Origin of the sequence: Methanofollis sp. UBA420, from assembly GCF_002498315.1 — an archaeon.
In the GTDB taxonomy this organism is placed as follows: Archaea; Halobacteriota; Methanomicrobia; order Methanomicrobiales; family Methanofollaceae; genus Methanofollis.
Genome location: NZ_DAGX01000005.1, coordinates 234,272 through 254,084 on the forward strand (window position 1 = coordinate 234,272; position 19,813 = coordinate 254,084).

General features: G+C 62.3%; 16 protein-coding genes. 7 read left to right on the forward strand and 9 right to left on the reverse strand.

Translation table 11 applies throughout. From position 1 onward, the window contains the following. The first annotated feature begins 648 nt into the window (after positions 1-648). The 5 genes from BP869_RS07360 to BP869_RS07380 all read left to right on the forward strand — a co-directional run bounded on the left by BP869_RS07360 (position 649) and on the right by BP869_RS07380 (position 6,540). Positions 649-1,623, forward strand: coding sequence for a phosphoribulokinase (locus BP869_RS07360; protein ID WP_342678309.1), 975 nt, complete (start codon positions 649-651; stop codon positions 1,621-1,623). Between the two features lie 38 nt (positions 1,624-1,661). Then, on the forward strand, positions 1,662-3,122 hold the full coding sequence (locus tag BP869_RS07365; protein ID WP_342678311.1) for a TrkH family potassium uptake protein: 1,461 nt from the start codon (positions 1,662-1,664) through the stop codon (positions 3,120-3,122). 497 nt (positions 3,123-3,619) lie between these two features. Then, positions 3,620-4,438, forward strand: coding sequence for a Ni-sirohydrochlorin a,c-diamide reductive cyclase ATP-dependent reductase subunit (cfbC, locus tag BP869_RS07370; RefSeq protein WP_342678312.1), 819 nt, complete (start codon positions 3,620-3,622; stop codon positions 4,436-4,438). Next, positions 4,398-5,441: a nitrogenase component 1 gene (locus BP869_RS07375; RefSeq protein WP_342678313.1), complete on the forward strand. Its 1,044-nt coding sequence runs from the start codon at positions 4,398-4,400 to the stop codon at positions 5,439-5,441. Before cfbC ends, BP869_RS07375 begins: the two co-directional genes overlap by 41 nt. Further along, positions 5,434-6,540 carry a nitrogenase component 1 gene (locus BP869_RS07380; protein ID WP_342678315.1) on the forward strand — a complete coding sequence of 369 codons (1,107 nt, stop codon included), beginning with the start codon at positions 5,434-5,436 and terminating at the stop codon, positions 6,538-6,540. The genes BP869_RS07375 and BP869_RS07380 overlap by 8 nt, the downstream gene beginning before the upstream one ends. Here BP869_RS07380 and BP869_RS07385 read toward each other — a convergent pair. From BP869_RS07385 to BP869_RS07425, 9 genes are all read right to left on the reverse strand, one after another. Continuing rightward, positions 6,535-7,314 (reverse strand): energy-coupling factor transporter transmembrane component T, encoded by a 780-nt coding sequence (locus tag BP869_RS07385; protein ID WP_342678317.1) that lies wholly within the window; start codon positions 7,312-7,314, stop codon positions 6,535-6,537. The two genes, BP869_RS07380 and BP869_RS07385, sit on opposite strands and share 6 nt — an antisense overlap. After that, positions 7,311-8,747 (reverse strand): ABC transporter ATP-binding protein, encoded by a 1,437-nt coding sequence (locus tag BP869_RS07390; protein WP_342678319.1) that lies wholly within the window; start codon positions 8,745-8,747, stop codon positions 7,311-7,313. Before BP869_RS07390 ends, BP869_RS07385 begins: the two co-directional genes overlap by 4 nt. Further along, entirely contained in the window at positions 8,737-9,285 is a 549-nt protein-coding gene (locus tag BP869_RS07395; RefSeq protein WP_342678321.1) for an ECF transporter S component, read from the reverse strand. The genes BP869_RS07390 and BP869_RS07395 overlap by 11 nt, the downstream gene beginning before the upstream one ends. After that, positions 9,282-10,079 (reverse strand): hypothetical protein, encoded by a 798-nt coding sequence (locus BP869_RS07400; RefSeq protein ID WP_342678323.1) that lies wholly within the window; start codon positions 10,077-10,079, stop codon positions 9,282-9,284. Before BP869_RS07400 ends, BP869_RS07395 begins: the two co-directional genes overlap by 4 nt. Position 10,080: 1 nt before the next feature. Then, on the reverse strand, positions 10,081-10,785 hold the full coding sequence (locus tag BP869_RS07405) for an ABC transporter substrate-binding protein (RefSeq protein WP_342678325.1): 705 nt from the start codon (positions 10,783-10,785) through the stop codon (positions 10,081-10,083). Positions 10,786-10,899: 114 nt separating this feature from the next. Next, a complete protein-coding gene (locus tag BP869_RS07410; protein WP_342678327.1) occupies positions 10,900-12,330 on the reverse strand; it encodes a hypothetical protein in 1,431 nt (476 codons plus the stop codon). Further along, on the reverse strand, positions 12,327-13,271 hold the full coding sequence (locus BP869_RS07415; RefSeq protein ID WP_342678329.1) for a vWA domain-containing protein: 945 nt from the start codon (positions 13,269-13,271) through the stop codon (positions 12,327-12,329). Before BP869_RS07415 ends, BP869_RS07410 begins: the two co-directional genes overlap by 4 nt. Beyond that, positions 13,272-14,132: a DUF58 domain-containing protein gene (locus tag BP869_RS07420; RefSeq protein ID WP_342678331.1), complete on the reverse strand. Its 861-nt coding sequence runs from the start codon at positions 14,130-14,132 to the stop codon at positions 13,272-13,274. Further along, the gene (locus BP869_RS07425) at positions 14,132-15,127 is read right to left on the reverse strand and encodes an AAA family ATPase (protein ID WP_342678333.1); all 996 of its coding nucleotides are present in this window, start codon (positions 15,125-15,127) and stop codon (positions 14,132-14,134) included. Before BP869_RS07425 ends, BP869_RS07420 begins: the two co-directional genes overlap by 1 nt. 1,189 nt (positions 15,128-16,316) lie before the next feature. Between BP869_RS07425 and BP869_RS07430 the strand changes: the two genes are divergently transcribed. Both BP869_RS07430 and BP869_RS07435 read left to right on the forward strand, forming a co-directional pair. After that, entirely contained in the window at positions 16,317-16,988 is a 672-nt protein-coding gene (locus BP869_RS07430) for a hypothetical protein (RefSeq protein WP_342678335.1), read from the forward strand. 234 nt (positions 16,989-17,222) lie between these two features. Continuing rightward, the coding region (locus BP869_RS07435) for a PQQ-binding-like beta-propeller repeat protein (RefSeq protein ID WP_342678337.1) at positions 17,223-19,813 on the forward strand (2,591 nt) is incomplete at its 3' end.

Below are 19,813 nucleotides of genomic sequence, written 5' to 3' on the forward strand. Positions count from 1 at the left end.
GGTTCTCGATCTCTTTTTTTAGAGGGGAATCTGGGAGGGTTTTCATACTTCTCCGGGGATTTTTCCGCGTTTAATGGTGCGAGTACGGACACGCCGCCTTCATCCACCGACGAGCGCAAGTGAGTTCGACAGATCAACTCTGCAGGAACCTTCATACCCGGGATCGATTCATTCGCCTGGTCCTATGAGATGAAGTGTCAATCCACCATCTTGCCCTACAGTTTGCCGGGGGCCCAGTAGGGAAGGTAGTGCATGTGTATCTCCTCCGGGGGGCTCTGCCCCCCGGTCCCTCGAAAACCTCCGGTTTTCTCATGCTCACTTCGTTCGCACCCAACCATTAGGATAGAGGGCGGACTGGCTCCTCCTCTGGATATCGTGTTCACTCTTCCCCGGACCAATTCTGAGCGGGGGTCCGGGGGCAACGAGAAAGCCATCTGTCGAGGACGGAATGAAGTGAGGTCAAGAAACCAAAGGTTTCGCTGTAGTCCCCCGGCAAACTGGAAGGGGAAGGCAGAGGTTCTCTGTCCCTGCGAATCGCGGGGGAGACATCACTCCGGGCATGAGAATTTCAACAGAGTTTCACCCCTTTTTTTCCGCACCCCGGACCTTTTCGCAACCTTTAACTCCCGGCCCCACATTTCCGGAACGATGGACACCCCCGTATTCAGGGAGAGGATCGCCGCTTCCTCTTCAGTCTTCGTCATCGGCGTCGCAGGCGACAGTGGGTCGGGGAAGACGACCTTCACCCGTGCGATCAGGGAGATCCTCGGCGACGACCTTGTCTCCACCATTACCCTCGACGACTATCATCGCTATGACCGGGAGGAACGGCGTAAACGGGGGATCACCCCCCTCATCCCCGAGGCGAACGACCTCGACCTGCTGGCAGACCATATCCGGGCCCTGAAACGTGGCGAGGGCATCATGAAACCGGTCTACAACCATGACAACGGGACTTTCGACCGACCGGTGCCTTTCCGGCCCTCGAAGGTGCTCATCCTCGAAGGCCTCCATACCTTCTTCACCCCCGACCTGCGCGACCTCATCGACGTCTCCATCTTCGTGGACCCTGACCCGTGCGTCAAAAGACTCTGGAAACTGCGCCGTGATATGGAAGGGCGGGGGTACGCAAGAGAGGAGGTCCTTGCCGAGATGAAGGAGCGGGAGCCCGACTATGCGCGGTATATCGCCCCGCAACGCCGCTTCGTGGATGCGGTGGTGAGGATCGCCTATTCGGGCTACGGCGCGGAGGCAAGCGAGGTGCGGAATATCTACCGGGTCACGGTGCTCCAGAAAAAACTTATCCGGCAGATGATGGAGATCGGCCTCTCCCTCGATCTCGGGGAACTCCTCACGCTCTCTGACCGGCCCTTTCTCCTCGAGTACGGGATATCAAACGTCGACGGTCAGGAGATGAGCGCCCTCACCTTCGACGGCGAGATCAACCACTCGGCCATCAGGAGACTGGCGCGGACCCTCGGGCGGCAGACAAAGGCCGAGGGCATCAGGGTCTACTGCGACCGGCAGTACGTCACCGCCGGCGAGGTGGCCGAACTCATCCTTGCCTGGCGGATTCTCAACCGCTGGTTCGTGCTGCAGGGGGATACACAACGCACAGGATAAGAAAAGGATAAGTCCTCCAGAGCAGAGATCTGTAATCAATGGACCGATTCGAGTATTTCTCCAGCGTCTCCGGGGATATGGGGAAGATCCTGAGGTTCATGGGCCTGATCGCCGCCATCCCCCTCATCGTCACCGTCGCCTACTCGGAATGGGAGATGTTTGTCCCGATGGGCCTGGTCCCTCTCCTCTTCATCATCGTCGGCAGCCTGCTTGCGCAGGTGCCGCGGCCGGCGCGGGAGCCGCGCCTCTCCGTCGCGCTGATGGCGGTTGCCCTGATCTGGCTCATCTCGGCATTGATCGGATCGGTCCCTTTCATTATCGGCCTGCACATGTCGGTGACAGACAGCATCTTCGAGGCGATGTCTGGCTGGACTGATACGGGCCTGACCCTCCTCCCCGATGTCGGCGCCGCCCCGAAAACGCTCCTCTTCTGGCGTTCATTCATGCAATGGCTCGGTGGCATCGGGATCGTCGCCTTCACCGTCGCCCTCGCAAGCAGGTCCGGCCTTGTCCAGCGCGGGCTGTACCGCTCTGAAGCACGCTCCGAGGCCTTCATGCCGAGCGTCGTCGGCACCGGCATGGCCATGTGGCGGATCTATATCATTATCACCCTCCTCTCTTTCGGGCTCGTCCTCCTCTCAGGCGTGCCTGTCTGGGACGCGGTAAATCTGACCATGGCGGCGATCGCCACCGGTGGTTTCTCGGTCACGTCTGGGGGCATATCAGACTACAACAACGTCCTTCTCGAGCTCTCCCTCGTGGTCGTGATGCTCGCCGGAGCCATGCCCTTCAAACTCTACTACCTGATGTACCATCACAGGACATTCAGCATCTTCGGGGACCGTCAGGCCGTCACTCTCCTGATCCTCGTCCTCAGCGGCTTTGTTGTCCTCACCCTCGATCTCGTCGTCCTTACCGGCACCGACCTGCTGACTGCGATGCGCCGGGGGATATTCATGGCGGCGGCCGGGATATCGAGTACAGGTTTCCAGACGGCTTCTCCCAGCCTCTGGCCACCGGTGACGACCCTCTTTCTGATCATTCTGGTGCTGATCGGGGGTTCGTCGGGCTCGACCGCAGGCGGCCTCAAGATCTCCCGTGTCCTTCTCGGCCTGGAGAGCCTGCTCTGGTGGTTCAGGCGGATCTTTGTCTCCGGCAAGGCAATCGTCCCCTTCAGGCACGAGGGAAGAACGGTTCAGAAGAATATCGCTGAGGTGGAGGTCTCGAAGAACATGCTCATCATCATCATGTACTTCCTGACAATTTTTCTCTGCACTGTTGCTGTCCTCCACTTCGAGCCTCAGACCTCCTTCGAGTCTTCGAATGTCATCTTCGAGATCACCTCCGCCTTCTGCAACAACGGGATCTCCACCGGTTTTGTCAACCCCGATATGAGTCTCCCCACAAAATGGGTTTTCATCTTCCTGATGTGGTTCGGGAGGCTGGAGATTGTGCCGGTGCTCGTCCTCTTCGTCGGCCTTGTCAAAGGCTTCGACTGAGAGGTGATCCCGGAAATCTCGTCCATTTTCCATATCACTGCATGCATAACTCTGGAGAATCACCTATGAAACGGATTTTCAGGCGGTTCTTTGAAAACCAGTGTGTCTCCCGGATCCTATGAACGAAAGTGAGGATCCCTCGCCTTCCCCCTACTCTCCACCGGGGGACCACCTCGAAGGTCTTCGACCTTCTCGTTGCCCCCCAACCCCCGAAATTAGGATAGAGCTGGGGAAGACAGAATAGAGATCCAGAGGGGAGGGATTGCCATCCCCTCCCCATCTTAGGGATCCGGGGGCGTCAGTCCCCCGGTTCAGATTGTGGGGAAGGTGATGGACCGGTGTCACCCAAAACAGGCACCAGAACAGTATTTTTCTAGGGCCGAAGGCGAGTCATTCTATCACCATTACTGAAAGTTTGGATCACTCCCGGATATCATCCAAGTAATTTGTGTTAAAACCAACGCACTATATATCTGATGCAGGCCCATGAAAGAGGGATGAAACAGATCGCCCTGTACGGCAAGGGAGGGATCGGCAAATCCACCACGTCGGCAAACCTCTCCGCGGCCCTTGGAGAGGCCGGCCTCGACGTCCTGCAGATCGGCTGCGACCCGAAGCACGATTCCACCAGGATGTTGATGCACGGGGCATGGATACCGACCGTCCTCGACCTTGTCAGGGAGCGGGGCGAAGGCGAGATCACCACGGATGAGGTGGTCTTTACCGGGTATGCGGGTGTCAGGTGCGTCGAGGCCGGCGGCCCCGAGCCCGGTATCGGCTGTGCCGGCCGGGGGATCATCGCCACCTTCCAGCTCCTCGAACGTCTCGGGGCCCTGAAAGGCGACGTGATCGTCTATGACGTTCTGGGTGACGTCGTCTGCGGAGGGTTTGCAATGCCGATGCGGGAGGGATATGCGCAGGAGGTCTACCTTGTCACGTCAGGGGAACTGATGGCCCTGTACGCCGCCAACAACATCGCAAAGGCAATCGCACGGCTTTCCCAGAGGTCGCGGAGTTCATGCAGCCTCGCCGGGGTCATCTGCAACGCGAAGAACACCGAGGGCGAGGAGGAACTTGTCCGCGAGTTTGCCCGGCGGATCAACTCTGAGATGGTGGCCTATATCCCGCGGTCCCGGACCGTGCAGCTTGCCGAGATCCACAGGCAGACGGTGATGGAGTATGCCCCTGAGTCGGAGCAGGCCGCCGTCTACCGGAGTCTTGCCGCACAGGTGACAGCAAACACCCGGAGTTCGATACCGACACCCCTTGAGATGGATGAACTTGAAGACCTCGCCCTCCAGTTCACGCCGGTATGAGGGCTGCACCCTCACAGGCGCTCTCTCGGTCACGACACAGGTAGAGGACGCCGTCACCATCGTGCACGGCCCGGCCGGGTGTGCTCACCACAATTTTTCCCTCCTCCATGCCGTGATGGCCGACCAGGGCCGCCTCCGCCTTCCCTCCGTGGTCTCCACCGACCTAGGCGAGCGCGATGTCATCTTCGGCGGCGAAGAGGCGCTGGAGAGGACGGTCAGGCGGGCGGCCGACAACGGTGCGGCCGCGGTCTTTGTCCTCACCACCTGCATCGCCGGGACGATCGGAGACGATGTCGCCTCTGTCTGTGCCGCCGACTTCGGCGTGCCTGTCATACCGGTGCCGACGGCTGGTTTTCTTGGAGGGGTCTTTACGGACGGGCTGCATGCGGCCCTGACGGCCCTTGCCGGTGCGGCGGACCCGGCAACGGCCATGTCCGGGACAGTGACGATCATCGGGGAGAAGAACCTGGAGTTCGAGGTCGAGGAGAATTACAGGGAGGTCGAAAGACTCCTTGCCGCCCTCGGTGTCGATGTCGGCCTGCGCTTTGTGCGAGAGGTCAGGTTCGCCGACTTCGCGAGAATCGGGGCCGGGCGGCTGAACATCCTCAGGGAACCTGCCCTCGCCCCTGTCGGCGAGGCATTGAAGAAGCGGTTCGGCACCCCGTACATCTCCTCCTTTCCCATCGGGATGGAGGGGAGCATCAGCTTCCTGAAGGAAGCAGGTTCTGCCCTCGGCATGCCGTCGAACGACGCTGTCGCCGCGGAGGGGGAGAGGCAGGATGAGATGCTTTCTTCCTTTGCCGACATGCGGGGGGCGGCCTTCTCCCCCGGCCCCATGACCCTTCATGCCGTGGAATATGCCCCCGTGCGCCGCGTGATGGAGGCGCTTGACCTGAAGGCCGACACCGGCGGCGCCGGCCTTGCCCTCCCGTACAGTCCGCCTGTCGGGACGGCCGGGGTCAGGCGACTGCTCCACCGCTGGAGGAGGCAGATCCATGCCTGAACGTCTCTGCTCGAACCCGGTCTGGCCCTGCGCGATGTGCGGCGCCGCGTCCTGCCTTTCCGGCTTTTCCGGCCTTGACGTGGTGATCCACGGCTCTTCGGGCTGTTACTTTTATCCGGCCTCTCTTCTCCAGACGCCCATCCATGCCACCCTCATCATGGAGGAGGAGGTGATCTTCGGGGCGGAGGAGCGCCTGCGCCGGGTGGCCGGCGAGATCGCGGGTACTGGCAGACCAGTGGCGGTGGTCCAGAGCTGCGTCCCTGCCGTGATGGGGGAGGACATCGGAAAGGCCCTGGATGGGATAGAGGCGTTTGTCGTCGACAGTCCGGGTTTTGCCGGCGGCATGGAGGAGGGGTATCGCCGGGCGGTCGCCGCCCTTGCTCCCTCTGTCGGTCCCGAAGAAAAAGGCATCACTATCGACGGCCTGAACCCGATCGACCCCTTCTGGCGGGGGAACCTGCTGGAGGCTGAAAGACTGGTCGGCGCGGCCGGGGGGACCGTCGCCGCTGCCATAGCTGCTGGCCCTCTCGACAGTCTCCGCCGGTGCGGTTCGACCGTCCTCCAGACCAACCCCGGCCTTGCGTCCGGGATAGGCACACCGGTCGGATCCCTCCTCGGCATCCCCGCGACAAAGGCGGCCTTCGAGAGACTCGCCGATATTCGCGGACTCGATGCCGGGGCCGTGCTCGACGAAGCCGACGCCGCGGAGGAGAGGATCGGCCGCGCCTCTGATAAGTTCCTCTCCCGCTCTGACCCCCCGACTGTCGCCGTCTTCGGGGAGGCGGCATATGCCGCCTTCGTCTCCGACGCCCTCGCCCGTTATCTCGACGCCGAGGTCGTTGTCTGTGCCCCGCGGAACGGCGAGGGTGCGGTCACCTCCCTCGACGCCATCAGGGACATGATCCTGGAGACTGAGCCCGGCCTGATCCTGGGTTCGTCCTTCGAGCACGCGGTCGCACCCGACGTCCCCTACGTTGGGATCACCTTCCCGCAGCGCGGGCGGGTCCGCCTGCGGGCCCGTACCCTCGTCGGGATAGAGGGCTCGCTCTCCCTGATGGACGATGTCCTCAATGCCTGCCAGGAGACGAAAGGGTCATGAGAGGGCGGCCGCAAGGGCGGCGCAGGCGAGGACGAGCATAATCAGGTACGCATCCTCCTGTGTGACTCTCCTCTTGCCGTACCGCGTCGGGTGGTCTGTGCAGCCAAATCCCCGGCACTCCATCGCCTCCGAGACCTGCCGCGCCCGTGAAAGGACCGAGACCGTCGCCGGGACAAAGAGCGCCAGGATCTTGTGCCTGTTTTCCAGCAAATTTCCCCTGTCGAATTCAAGGCCCCGCGACCTCTGGGCGTCCATGATCCCGGCGATGTCCGCGGTGAGGGCCGAGATGGAGCGGAGGGCATAGCCCAGGGAGAAGGCAAGGGTGTTCGGGAGGCCGAGAGAACGCATGCTCCCGACAAATTTTGAGAAGGGCGTCGTCATGATGAAGAGGAAAGAGTAGCCGCCGATGGCAAGGAGGCGGAGTCCCATTGCAAGGGCGAAGAGGATGCCGCCTTCAGAGAGGATGAGCTGGAGGGGTCCGATACCAGTGGTGACGTAGACAGCGCCGGAGACGGCGCGGGGGAAGAAGGCGTCGATGATCAGGACGAAAAGAAAGAGGGGCGCCAGGAAGCGTAGCGACCGTACAAATGGCCTGAATAGGTGGGAGAGTGCGGCGATGAGGGCGATACCTGCACAGAGGGCGAAGACGGGCAGGGGCTCTTCGGTCAGGAGGGCAGTCGCACTGACGATGATCAGGGCCGCGGTCTTTGTCGCCGGGTCGAGGCGGTGGAGCCAGGTGTTCCCCGGCACGAAATAGACGCCTTTTTTCGTCATCCTTCGTCTCCCTCCGCCACAACCCGTCCCCCCCTGAGAGCGACCCTCCGGCCGCCGCAGAACGCGGCGAACTCCGGGTCATGGGTGGCGACGAGGACGGCACACCCGGCGCCGGTGCGGTCTCTCAGCAGGGCGGCGAGTTCGGCCTTGCGTGCAGGGTCGAGGCCGAGCGTCGGTTCGTCCAGGACGAGGACGGGCGTGTCCATGGCAAGGATGCTTGCGATGGCGACGCGCTGCTTCTCCCCCACCGAGAGGTTGAGGGGGGGCGTGTCCGTGCCTATCCTCTCAAGTCCGAGTATCTTCAGCGCCCTTTGCACGCAGAGGCCGGTTTTTTCCTGTGCATATCCGAGGTTTTCCGGTGCAAAGGCGATCTCGTCCCTGACTGTCTCCGCGAAGAGTTGCGTGTCGGCGTGCTGGGCAAGGAGCCCGACCGAGCGGGCGGCCTCGGCCACGGTGAGGGAAACCGTCTCCCGACCGTTCACGATAACCTTCCCCCTGTCGGGTCGAAGGAGGCCGTTCGCATGCCGCAGGAGCGTGCTCTTTCCAGAACCGTTCGGCCCGGTGAGGAGGACGATCTCGCCGGCACCGATCCCGAAGGTCACGCTGTCGAGGGCCGGGTGGTCCTGGCCCGGGTAGGTATAGGTCACTCCTTCGAAAGCGAGGAGAGAGGTTCCGGCGCCAGGCCCGGTGACGGCCGGAAATGCCTCAGGTAGGGGTCCGGCAGATGCCACGGGAGGGCCGTCGGATACGACCGTCCCGTCCCTGATGCCGACGACACGCGTGCAGACTTGCAGGAAGGGGGCGGTGCGGTGCTCCGCGACGACGATGGTCAGGCCCCTCTCCCTGTTCAGGCGGGAGAGGACTGCAACAAGCCTCCGGGCGGCGGCGGCGTCGAGCCCTGATGTGGGCTCGTCGAGGAGGAGAACGGAGGGCTCCATCACAAGGACCGCCGCGATCGCCACCCGCTGCTTCTCCCCCCAGGAGAGGGCGTCCACATCCCTCTTCAGGAGGTGGCCGATCCCCATCGTCCCGGCCGCACGACTGATCCGTGCCTCCATCTCCAGGTGGGAGAGGCCGATCTGTTCGAGCCCGAAGGCGAGTTCGGCCTCGACACTGGTGGTGAAGAGCTGGTGGTCGGGGTCCTGGAAGACTGTCCCGACCTCAAGGGCAAGGCGGCAGACCTGGCAATCCCTCACTTCGTGGCCGCGGACGACGACCCGGCCCTCTGCCGTCCCCCGGTGCGAGTGGGGAATGAGGCCGTTGACGCACCGCAACAATGTGGACTTGCCCGATCCCGAGGGGCCGGCAAGGAGGACAAACTCCCCCTCCCTGACGGCAAGGGAGACGCTCTTGAGCGCCTGCCTCTCCTGCCCCGACCTGTCGGGCGGATAGGAGACCGAGAGTCCCTCGATGAGGATCGCGTCAGGTACCATGGCCTCCGATCACTCCGGCCCTGAGGAGGCGGCCGATGACAAGAGCGCCGATCGCCCCACCGATCCCGCCGCAGACCAGAAAGGTCACCGAGGAGATGCCGATGCCGAGGATGATGAAGGTGGCCGGGACACCGAGGAGAATGTGGACGCTGTAGTTCACCGCCATCTTCGCGATGTTGCCGGCCGCCCCGGCGATGAAGCCGACAGCCGGGTTTTCCATGCGGAAGGCGAAGAGAACGGAGACGGCGTCGACGACGAGGCCCATCGCCACGTACTTGAAGACATCGAAGAGGTGGAGAGGCTCAAGGCCGAAGAAGGAGAATAGGAGACCTGATATCAGCCCGATATAGGTGGCGGCCCCGGGCTTTTTGACGAGCCCGGCACCGATGATGAAAGGGATCGCGATGAAGAACCCGGAGTGGCCCGGCACGTGGAGGGGGATCTTGATCATGGTCTTCGCGACGAAGACAAACGCCCCGCAGAGGGAAAGGAGGGCAGTCTCATACAGGGAAAAGTAGGGGTATTTCACCGCCATCATGCCACCTCCGCGTACTGTGTCGTGAGTTTCAGGGAGAAAGTGTCGGGCTGGGGGCGGTCCACCGCGATGAGGAGGTAGACCGACCCGACGGCGCTCCCGCCCGTGTGGGTGAGGTAGAACCGCCCTGCCTGAGGGGCGTCGCGCGTGACTCCACCCTTCCTCTGGGCCGGGTCGGTCGTGATATGGAGAGCGTCAAGCCCGCTCCCGTCCTTCTCGAACCAGAATGTGACGGTGCCTGTCGGGATCTCGTCGGGGCCGAGGCCGTGGGTGTTGGAGAGGCGGACCGTGGCCGGGTTGCCAGCCTTGAGGGGGACTGTCCAGGGCATGTCCTCGCCCACGTCGGCCGTGCCCGGGACGAAATACCCGCATGAGCCATAACCGTCCTGCCTGTTCGTCCATGCCGCCCCACCGAAGGGCCGCGCCCCGTAGACGGAGACGGCGGCCGTGCCGGCAAGGTCGGTGAACTCGTAGTCGACGGCGACAGACTGTACTTTGAAGAGGAAGGGATTGCCCCCCTGCGGTGTTTCGTTCAGCATGACGTACATGAGGTACCACTGGCCATCGGGATCGCCTGTCAGGGTGTTCAGGGAGAGGGGATGGGCGTACGGCCTGTATTCCGCGGGGCCGTACAGGAAGTCGGACCGCGTGAAGGTCATCTGCGACGAGATGATCGGGAGCGGTGTCTCGTCATCGGTCATGCAGAGGGACTCCGCCATGATCTGGACTGCCACCGCAAGGACAGCGATCACGGCCAGAACGGCGAAACCGGCGATGACGCGCGTCCGGAACTCCATGTCAGTCTCTCTTTACTCCCCAGAGTTGCCCGTCCTTCTCTTCGACGTAGAGGACTGCCCTGCCGCCGATCGGACAGGGTTTGACAGACTTGCCCTCTTTGCACCAGATTGTTCCGCCGTCGACCGGTCTGCCGTCAAGGGTGCAGATCGTATCGATGCCGGCGCCGAGGAGGGCGTCGGCCTCAGCAGGCCCTGTGATCTCCCTGACCCGACCAATCTGGAGGAACCTCCCGTCGTTCCCTGTGGAGGCAAGTCCGATCCCGGCCATAGACCCGATCACGCCGTCCTCTGTGCCGCCGAGCCCTTCGAGCCTGATGCCGAGGTTGCGGGAGAGTGTCCGCGCTTTCTCCTGGGTGAGCACGGTGCATTTTGCGTCCTTGCCAAAGGCGACGAGGGCAGGAGAGATCTGCTCTGCCGCGGCGACGGCAAGGCCGGGGTCGCTTCCCTCGACGAAATCTCCGAGCATGATCTCCTTTGTCGTCTCGAAGATCTCCGGGATGTCGGCCTTCCCTGCCCCGGGGAGGTGGACGACCGCACAGGAGTTGTGGGAGGTGTAGGGGATCGCTTCATTGAAGAAGAGCTGGTGGCGGGTGACACCGTACACGGTATAGGTCTCCGCGAGGGCGGCGGCGACGGCCCGTGCAAGCCTCCCTGTCCCGCGTGACTCGAGGTTGTCGGTGTCGTCCATTGCAACATAGACTGTCATAGAAATCTCCTGTACTCCATTTCCCTGATGGTGATAAAAGCCTGCGGAATTGGTCCTGAAAAAAAGAGGATATGCGGCGCGCGGGCCGGTTTCACCGCGCACGGGTTAAATAGATCATTTAAACTCCTCGCGGCCACCGAGATACCGCCCGATCCTGTCTGTGAGGGTGGCAAACTCCTCTTCAGACGTGGGCCTCACCGCGAAGGCGACTCTGCTACAGACCTGCAGGGCGTCGCGCACCCACGGTGCCGCCGCATCGTCTCCTGCAAGAAGAGCCAGTGCCTCCTCGTCGGTGATTTCGGTCCCCCTGCCGCGGCTCTGCGAGATATGCACCCTGAGCGCCCGGGCTGCACCCCGGTATGCGAGGGTTGTCTCCCCCTTCCTGAACTCCTCACGCGCCCGCACGAGGATGGCGGTCGGTGAGGGGGAGGCTGTGTCCTGTTTCTCTTCCTCCTCTCCCTGCCCTGAACCCTCAGACGGCCCGCCTGCCCGCAGGGCCGCTGCCAGCACGGCGACGAGGGTCGCCATCAGGGCGGCAAGGGGCAGCCAGTTCAGGTGCCTGTGCAGGGTCACACTGGTCACGGCCCCGCTGGCGACGGTGGCATTGACCCAGGCTGCCTCCCCGCCCCACGCAAGTGCGATGGTGCTTTGCTCACGGGTGGCATTGATGACGGTCCGCTCGCGGGAGAGTCCTTCCCCTGTAAGGGTTGCCGCATATTCCCCGAATGTTGCATTCTCCTCGAGCACTGCAGGCACCCTGAGGGGTGCGCCGGTCTCAAGGGCGGCATAGGCGAGCGTCTCCCCCATCACTCCCCTGACAGCCGCCTCCTCTCCCCCGAGCCTGTAGGCGAGGGCGAAGGCGCCGGAGTCTGGATCTGCAGACCGTCCGGCCTGTTCAAACCCCTCTGCCCTGAGCATACGGTCGAAGTCCCTGACCAAGGTGTCGGCCTGTGCCCGTTCGAGGAGGTCGTTTTCTGCCTTCTTCTGATCTGTCTCGCCCAGGAGCGCCTCTTTGAGGGCGGCCGCGTCCTGCGCTGCCTGCCCTGCCTGGATCTCCCGGTCGGTCGTACCGCCCCTGCCAGATGGGGGCGACCTCCCTCCAGTCTGCCCGGCCGTTTCAGGGACCGAACTGACGGGTCCACCGGTTTCTTTTTCGCCGACCTGCTCCTCGCTATCGACAAAATGGATGGTGATCCCCCTGAGAGCCGTCGCCTTCCCGTCTGCGGAGGCGAAGGTGATCTCCAGACTGCAGGTCGCCGGGACATCGAAGGTGCCAAGGGCCACCGGGACGGTGGTCGTGCCCGGCTTGAGGACAACACCCCGTACCTGCGTCCGTCCCGTCGTGCTCCCCTCCGGCCTGAGCGCCATGGTGAGGGTGCCCCTCGTCTCCGCGCCAGCGGTGTTCGCGGCCGTCACCTCGATCCCGGCCTGGTCGCCGACCGGGAAAGTGTACTCGCTCTCTGCCGCGGTGAGGACGACCTCTCCTGCGCTGCAGGCCTGGACGGCCGCAAGGAGGAGCAGAAGGAGGAGGATATTCCTGATCACGGGAGGATCCGCCCCCACCCGTACCTGAGCCAGCACTCCGCGAGGAGGACGAGGGCCGCGGCGGCGAAGAAGAGTGCGGCGATGTCCGTCTCCTCGGGCTCCCGTGCGATCGCACCCGGGAGGGAGGCATAGATCTCCTGCAGGGTGCCGCCGTCCACGGAGCGGTAATAGATCCCGCCTGTCGCCTCCGCGATCCTCCGCAGGGTCTCCTCGTCGAGGTCCGCGTACTGCATCGTCCCGTCCTCTGTCGGCCCGAAGGCGGCGGGGGCGGCAGAACCGAGCCCGACGGTGAAGACCTGCACGTTGCGCTCCTGCGCGAAGGCCGCCGCCGCCAGGGGCGTGATGATGCCCGCGTTGTTCACGCCGTCGGAGAGGAGGACGACGACCTTCTTCCTGTTTGGCATGGCGTCGGCCATGTCCACCGCGAGGGCGAGGCCGTCGCCGAGGGCGGTCGGGCCGTCCTTCTGCCTGACGGCCGCGAGTTTCCCTTCCACCCGCGCAAGGTCGGGGGAGAGGTAGGCGGCGCTCATCGCTCCTGCCTCGAAGGTGACGACGCCGGCATAATCATTATCCTCCAGGCCGGCAAGGAGGGTGCCCCCTGCAGTCTTTGCGGCCTCAAGCCTGTTCGGGGGATAGTCCGCGGCGGCCATGCTCCCCGAGGTGTCGATGGCGAGGACCACGCTCACCCCCTCGTGGACGCCGGCGAAGGGGACGTGCGGGCCGGCAAGGCCGGTGACGATGAGGCCGATCGCAAGGAGGGTGAGGAGGAAGAGGGTGAGAGGCCGCCGTGACGGCCGCGGGAGGGCCGCCTTTACGAGGACGACGCGGGAGAAGGGGAGCGCCTCCGTCTTCCGCCTCTTCTGCGCCCGCAGGTACAGGATGTAAAGAATGGGGAGGCCGATGAGTCCGAGGAGCCAGAGGGGATGATTAAAGCCTGGCATCTACCTCCTCCTCCCCGGTACGGCATCGGAGAGGTCGTCCCCTGCCCTGAGGGGCAGGAGAGGCGTCCTGCAGGTGCCGGCGCCGATGGCGAGGGCACGCTCCTCCTCCTCTGCGGCCTCCCTGTACCCGGCCCTGAAGGCCGGGTCGGAGGTGTCGACGACGACCTGCTCCCCTGTCTCCGGATCTTCCAGGGAGATGAGGCCGACGTCGGGGATCACCTCCTCCGCGGCGTCGACGACCCTGACGAGCACGGTCTCGTGGCGCCGCCGCAGGATGGCGAGGTCGTCGAAGAAGGGGTCTCCGAAGAAGTCCGAGACGACGGCGACGGTGGAGCGCCTGGGGACGGCGGCGGCGAAGAACCTGAGGGGTGCGGCGATATCTGTCCCCCCCGAGAAGGGGAGGCGGTCGAGGAGTGCGGAGAGGACGGCGGCGATGTGCCTCTTCCCCCGCCGTGCCGGGATGAACCTCTCCACCCGGTCGGAGAAGAGGCAGAGACCCAGACGGTCACCGTTCTCGACCGCTCCGAGGGCGAGCGCGGCCGCCGCCTCGATGACCGCCTGCTCCTTGCCTGCCGTGCCGCAAAAACTGGCCGAGGCCGAGACGTCGACGGCGAGGTACAGGGTCGTCTCCCTGTCCTCTGCGTACTCCCGCACATAGGGGGAGTTCCTGTGGGCGGTCACTTTCCAGTCGATGGCGCGGACGTCGTCGCCCGGGACATAGGCCCTGATTCCGGCAAACTCAACTCCCTGGCCGGTGAGGGAGGAGCGGTGGCCCCCTGCCTGCATGCCGCCGATAGGGAGGAGGGCCTGGAGGGGCACGGGATGTATTTCCCTGATCAGGGCGGCGACGTCACTCTCCATCACGGCACCTCGACGGCCTCGAGGACGGTGTCGACGACCGCGTCGGTGCCTGTGCCCGCGGCCTCGGCGGCATAGGTGAGGAGGATGCGGTGGCGGAGGGCGGCGTGGGCGACGGCCTTGATGTCATGGGGGACGATGTAGCCCCTGCCCGCGAGGAGGGCGCGCGCCTTTGCCCCGAGGACGAGGGAGATGGTCGCCCGCGGCGAGGCGCCCCAGGCGACTGTCTCTGCCAGGTCGAGGCCGTACGCCGCCGGGTGGCGGGTGGCGTCCACGACCTTTGCGGCGTACTCCCGCACCGCGGGGTCGGCACGGACGGCCCGCGCCGCCGCCCGCACCCTCAGGAGGTCCGGTGCGGAGAGGACGCACGCCGGGGTGACCACGGCCCCCGAGGTGTACCTGTCCAGAATCTCGACCTCGTCCGCGACAGTCGGGTAGTCGATGAGGAGTTTGAAGAGGAAGCGGTCTGTCTGCGCCTCGGGGAGGGGGTAGGTGCCCTCAGACTCCAGGGGGTTCTGGGTGGCGAGGACGAAGAAGGGGTCGGGGAGGGGGAGAGTCTCGCCCTGAACCGTCACCTGCCTCTCCTGCATTGCTTCCAGGAGCGCAGACTGCACCTTCGGCGGCGCCCTGTTGATCTCGTCCGCGAGGATGATGTTGTGGAAGACCGGGCCCCTGACAAGGGAAAAGGTGCTGTCCTTCTGGTTATACACCGTCGTCCCGGTGATGTCGGAGGGGAGGAGGTCGGGGGTGAACTGGATGCGGGCGCAGGAGCAGTCGATGCAGGAGGCGAGGGTCCGGACGATGAGGGTCTTTGCAAGGCCGGGCACCCCTTCGAGGAGGACGTTGCCCCCCGCCACGAGGGCTGTGAGAAGGCCGTCGATCGTCTCCTCCTGCCCGACGATCACCTTCTGCATCTCCTCCTTCACCGGGAGGAGCATCTGTCTGCACGCCTCCGCCTCCCTGGTGAGGTCGTCTCTCTTTGCATCGGTTATCTCCACGGGATCACAGCCATATGACATCAGGTATGGCGAGTGGCCGTTATTACACTGTTGATTTTCCGGTATCTGTTTATTAAATCCATTTGACTTAACTATCTCTGCAGTCAGCCTATTTTCAGAAATGGATGGAGCCTGGCCGGGAGGGTACGGCGGCCAGTACGCCCTGAGGGCCAAAGCGAAAGTTATAAGGTTTCAGGAGTTATCAAATTCTTTTGTTTGATTAACACTTTCTGTTAATCAACAAATATAAACCTCGGAGCAAGCACGATCGGGAGCAGGCACTCCATGGCCCATCGGCCGGAAAGAGATCAGCGGCATTCCGGCCGCGGGCATACCTTCTGCACTGCATTGCCATATCCAGGTTCGGGTTCTCACCCTCCTTCCCCTGCTCCCCTGATCGGTGTCTGTTCGCCTCTTGCCTTGCTATTGTATGGAGTTTTTCCGCCCGCACCGCATTTCTCGTTATTTTTATGGATGTAGAGGAAGGGCCGCAACCTGGACGCTCCTATCGACCTCGTTCGGTTGCACGTTCAGTCTCCGGAATTTCGTCCGCTTTCATCTTCAGGGGACGGTGGAACGCTCCGGTGTTCTTCCCTCTACAGGTTTTCCCTTCTTCTCTGTCGGATACCGGATCATGTGGCTCTGCAGATCCTGGTGTGAAGAGATGTCTCCGAATCAGCAGGTGTGGTCTTTCCCCCTTGATCGAGATGCGCTATGAAAAAGGAGCAGAGAGGGTAGAGGGCAGCGTCGCGTTTGTGCAGGGTCTCGAAATGGCCGCGTTTTTTTCACAGGGGCCTGTGCCTGGCGTGTACCCGAACCGGCTTTCAAAGTCAGGGTTATATTTTTCTACGATAGAATTGATTTTAGGCCTGATAAGCAGTTTTTAGTCTTTGTATTTTGTCCTTATTCTGTAGTATCGACAATATAATATCACATAATTTTTATATCACGTCCGTTTCATGATGTGTTGGTTGATTGATCCGCTCAGTCAATCAACCATTGTTGACTGGTGTGACCCGGTCGAAAAAATGAGCAAAGAGGTGAAACCATGAAAGAGAACAATGGTATCAGGAGCCTGGCCATGGTTGCCGTGGCCCTGATGATGCTTGCGATCACGGTCGCACCGGCGGCCGCGTTGACTACACTGCCGTACAAGAACTGCTTTATTTCGGTGGAAAACGACGCCGGAGTGAGATTTAATCTGGACGGTGCGACATACAACGGACCGGACAAAACCTACTACATGAAGTTCGGCGGCGGCGGCCTCAACGCCCTCCATATCACAGACAGTCCCTCTCTGCCTTATGGGCAGGTGACCTCCTCGACGTCCTCCTCCGGTACGTTCTATGTCTCGGACACCGGCGGCAGGGGCTATGACGACGACATCATTCTGATGTTCGCCACGAACAGTTCTGACAATGACTTCACTCTCGCTATTAACTCAAGTGGCTACCAGTGGACGCCGACGGGCGATGGTTCTATACCGGTTTTAAACCCCGTAAACGACTACGTGGCAGGAGCGCTGAGCGACACCTTCACAAATGCCAACTTCACGTATGGTTACCAGATAAACAAACCGTCGAGTGTTATGGTGTATCCCATCTTCTACGGCCAGAATATGAGCGACACTAACAACACATTCCGGTTCATGTTCATCGACCTGAACGTCGGTGCACTCGGCGTCAACAGTTCCTTTGAAGGTAATGGCATGGCGAAGGTTGATTACACCCTCAGCAACTTCAACGGCTTCTGCGCCTTCAATGCCTATGCCTGGTGCAACCAGTCCAACCAGGGCCAGGGCATCTCCTGGACCAACAGGGTTGCGGATGCGGGCAGCAGCGGCTATACGGTGAGTCTCTGAGCGTGTAAATCCCCATTTTTTTCTTTTTTATCCTTCCTCCACCACCTGTGGAGACCATCATCACATCCGTGTGTTAATTATATCTGTTATACTTGCGACCAAATAATAATATTTTTATTCCATTGTGGCCCGATAAGATATCCATTAACAATTCTGGGCCGTTAAATGGAAATTGTTGACTTAAACCCGCATATTGTCCGTTCTTTTGGCCTGAAAATGGGTGGAGTCAGACGTATGAGAAGAGATTATTCCGAATCCGGCGGGAGACGCCTGCGGTGGATCGCCGCAGTTTTCTTCCTGCTCTTTATGATCATCAGCATCGCCCCGGTGGCGGCTGATGCCGGTACGACGGTGATACCGTCGAACAAGGATACGCTGTTGCGTATCTCGAACAGCGAAAACGCCCGTTTCAACGACTACGGCAACAACACCTATCACTTCTTCAACCCGGCCCAAAGTGCCACTCAGGGCCTGAACGCCTTTCATATTACGACTGATGTCTCGAATTCCAAAGGTCAGGTCACGTTCAGCAACGACCAGTCGGGCGTCTTTTACCTCACCGACACCGGCGGCCGCGGCTGGGACGACGACGGCATCCTGATGCTGGCGGTCAACGGCACGGTTCCCGATGACTTCAGCGTCCACATCAAGGCAAGCGGCTACCAGTGGACGCCTGTACTCACAGGCACCTATCCGGCATTCACTAACATCACCTATGTGCCTGTCGCCCTGAATGAGATTTTCACCAAGGAGGACTTTCTCTACGGCCCGCAGATCTGGAGGCCCTGCGCGGCGCCCGATTACCCGATCTTCGACGGACAGGACATGACCGATACCGGGAACACCTTCTCGATCATGTTCATCGACCTGAACGCAGGTATCCTCGGTGCGAACACCCTCTCTCAGCCTGACTTCTCGGGCCAGTCGATCACCGACAACGGCGCAATCAAGGTCGAGTATTCCTTCGAGAACCTGGAGACCTTCGCAGCCTTCGACGGCTACGTATATACGGTTTCATCGAACCAGGGGCAGGGCATCCGCTGGACCAACCGCCTGAGTGCGGACGGTTCGTCCGGTTACACCGTCGCCGGCATTCCTCCGGTGCTGACCTCGATCAATGTCACTCCTGCAAGCGCTGACGTCGGGATCGACACCTCGATGCAGTTCACCGCCGCAGCCCTCGACCAGAACAACCGGCCGATGAGCGATATCGCCATCGCATGGTCGAGCAGCGACGAGACGATCGGCACGGTAAATGAGACCGGGTACTTCACGGCCCTCGCAGCCGGCACGACCACGCTCACCGCTGCGAACGGCACTTTCGAGGGCACGGCCACGGTGACCGTCACCGCCGCGCCCTCCGGCCCGCAGCCCCTCCCCGACTACAACAACGTCTTCTTCACCGTCGCCAACGACGCCGGCGTGAAGTACAACGCCTTCGGGAACAACACCTACAATATCAGGTTCGAAGGCTACGACCGCGGCCTCAACGCCCTGCACATCTCCACTGATCCGGCAGCAAACTTCGGTCAGGTGACGGTCTCCGAGAACCAGAGCGGCACCTTCTATGCGACCGACTCTGGCGGTAAGGGCTACGAGGACGAGATCATCCTGATGGTCGCGGTGAACGGCACGGTCCCGGACGACTTCAGGCTGCATGTGAATGCCGACGGCTACACCTGGACCCCGAACACGGCGAGCAACCAGGCCCCGCCCCTTGACACCGTGACCTACCAGTCCTCCGCCCTCGACGAGACCTTCACGAAGGAAGACTTCAGGTACGGCCCGCAGATCTGGAAACCGACCGGCAACGGCTTCGACTACCCGATCTTTTTCGGCCAGGACATGAACGACACGTCGAACACCTTCCAGGTGATGTTCATCGACCTGAACGCCGGCGTGCTCAGACCGAACGCTGACCTCGAGAACCGGGGTGCGGTGCGGATCAAATTCTCCTTCGAGAACCTGGACACCTTTGCGGCCTTCAGCGTCTACGGCTACTGCCAGAACTCGAACAACGGCGACAACATGGTCGCCTGGAGCAACGCCCTCCTGACGGGCGCGACGGGCAAGGAGACGAGCGGCTACTCGGTCATCGGCGCAGGGTCCGGCCCCGCTCCCTCCCGGATCGAGGTCTCCCCGGTCACGGCCGCCCTCAACGTCGGCGACGACCAGCAGTTCACCGCCACGGCCTATGACGCCGCCGACAACGCCATGACCGGCATCACCGTTGTCTGGTCGAGTTCGAATGAGACCGTGGGCACGGTGAACGCCAGCGGCACCTTCACCGCCATCGCCGCCGGCACGACGAATGTCACCGCCTCAAACGGTGCGGTCGAGGGCACGGCGGCGGTGACCGTCACCGAGCAGGCCGGCGGCCTTGCCGACTCGGCATGGCCGATGGTCGGCCACGACCTGAGGCATACCGGGCAGAGCCCATACACCGGACCGAGCGACCCGATGCAGAAATGGTCGTACAAGACGGCCGGTTTCCTCACGATCCAGCCTGTGATCGACCAGAACGGAACGATTTATGTCGGCTCCCGGGACAGAAAACTCCACGCCGTGAACCCCGACGGCACGGTGAAGTGGTCGTACACCGCAGTCCACCAGATCTATACGGCTGCGGCGATCGGTTCCGACGGCACCGTCTACTTCGGCTGCCGTGACAAGAAGATCTATGCCGTGAACCCCGACGGCAAGCTGAAGTGGACGTTCGCGACCGGCGGTGTCGTCTCCTCGGCCCCGGCGATCGGGTCCGACGGCACGATCTATGCCGGTTCGGCCGACATGAAGATCCACGCCCTCAATCCTGACGGCACGGA

Excerpts from the sequence above, each read along its gene's own strand:
- BP869_RS07360 (WP_342678309.1), top strand. The coding sequence starts at position 649 with ATGGACACCCCCGTATTCAGGGAGAGGATCGCCGCTTCCTCTTCAGTC.
- BP869_RS07365 (WP_342678311.1), top strand. The coding sequence starts at position 1,662 with ATGGACCGATTCGAGTATTTCTCCAGCGTCTCCGGGGATATGGGGAAG.
- cfbC (WP_342678312.1), top strand. The coding sequence starts at position 3,620 with ATGAAACAGATCGCCCTGTACGGCAAGGGAGGGATCGGCAAATCCACC.
- BP869_RS07375 (WP_342678313.1), top strand. The coding sequence starts at position 4,398 with ATGAACTTGAAGACCTCGCCCTCCAGTTCACGCCGGTATGAGGGCTGC.
- BP869_RS07380 (WP_342678315.1), top strand. The coding sequence starts at position 5,434 with ATGCCTGAACGTCTCTGCTCGAACCCGGTCTGGCCCTGCGCGATGTGC.
- BP869_RS07385 (WP_342678317.1), bottom strand. The coding sequence starts at position 7,314 with ATGACGAAAAAAGGCGTCTATTTCGTGCCGGGGAACACCTGGCTCCAC.
- BP869_RS07390 (WP_342678319.1), bottom strand. The coding sequence starts at position 8,747 with ATGGTACCTGACGCGATCCTCATCGAGGGACTCTCGGTCTCCTATCCG.
- BP869_RS07395 (WP_342678321.1), bottom strand. The coding sequence starts at position 9,285 with ATGATGGCGGTGAAATACCCCTACTTTTCCCTGTATGAGACTGCCCTC.
- BP869_RS07400 (WP_342678323.1), bottom strand. The coding sequence starts at position 10,079 with ATGGAGTTCCGGACGCGCGTCATCGCCGGTTTCGCCGTTCTGGCCGTG.
- BP869_RS07405 (WP_342678325.1), bottom strand. The coding sequence starts at position 10,785 with ATGACAGTCTATGTTGCAATGGACGACACCGACAACCTCGAGTCACGC.
- BP869_RS07415 (WP_342678329.1), bottom strand. The coding sequence starts at position 13,271 with ATGCCAGGCTTTAATCATCCCCTCTGGCTCCTCGGACTCATCGGCCTC.
- BP869_RS07420 (WP_342678331.1), bottom strand. The coding sequence starts at position 14,132 with ATGGAGAGTGACGTCGCCGCCCTGATCAGGGAAATACATCCCGTGCCC.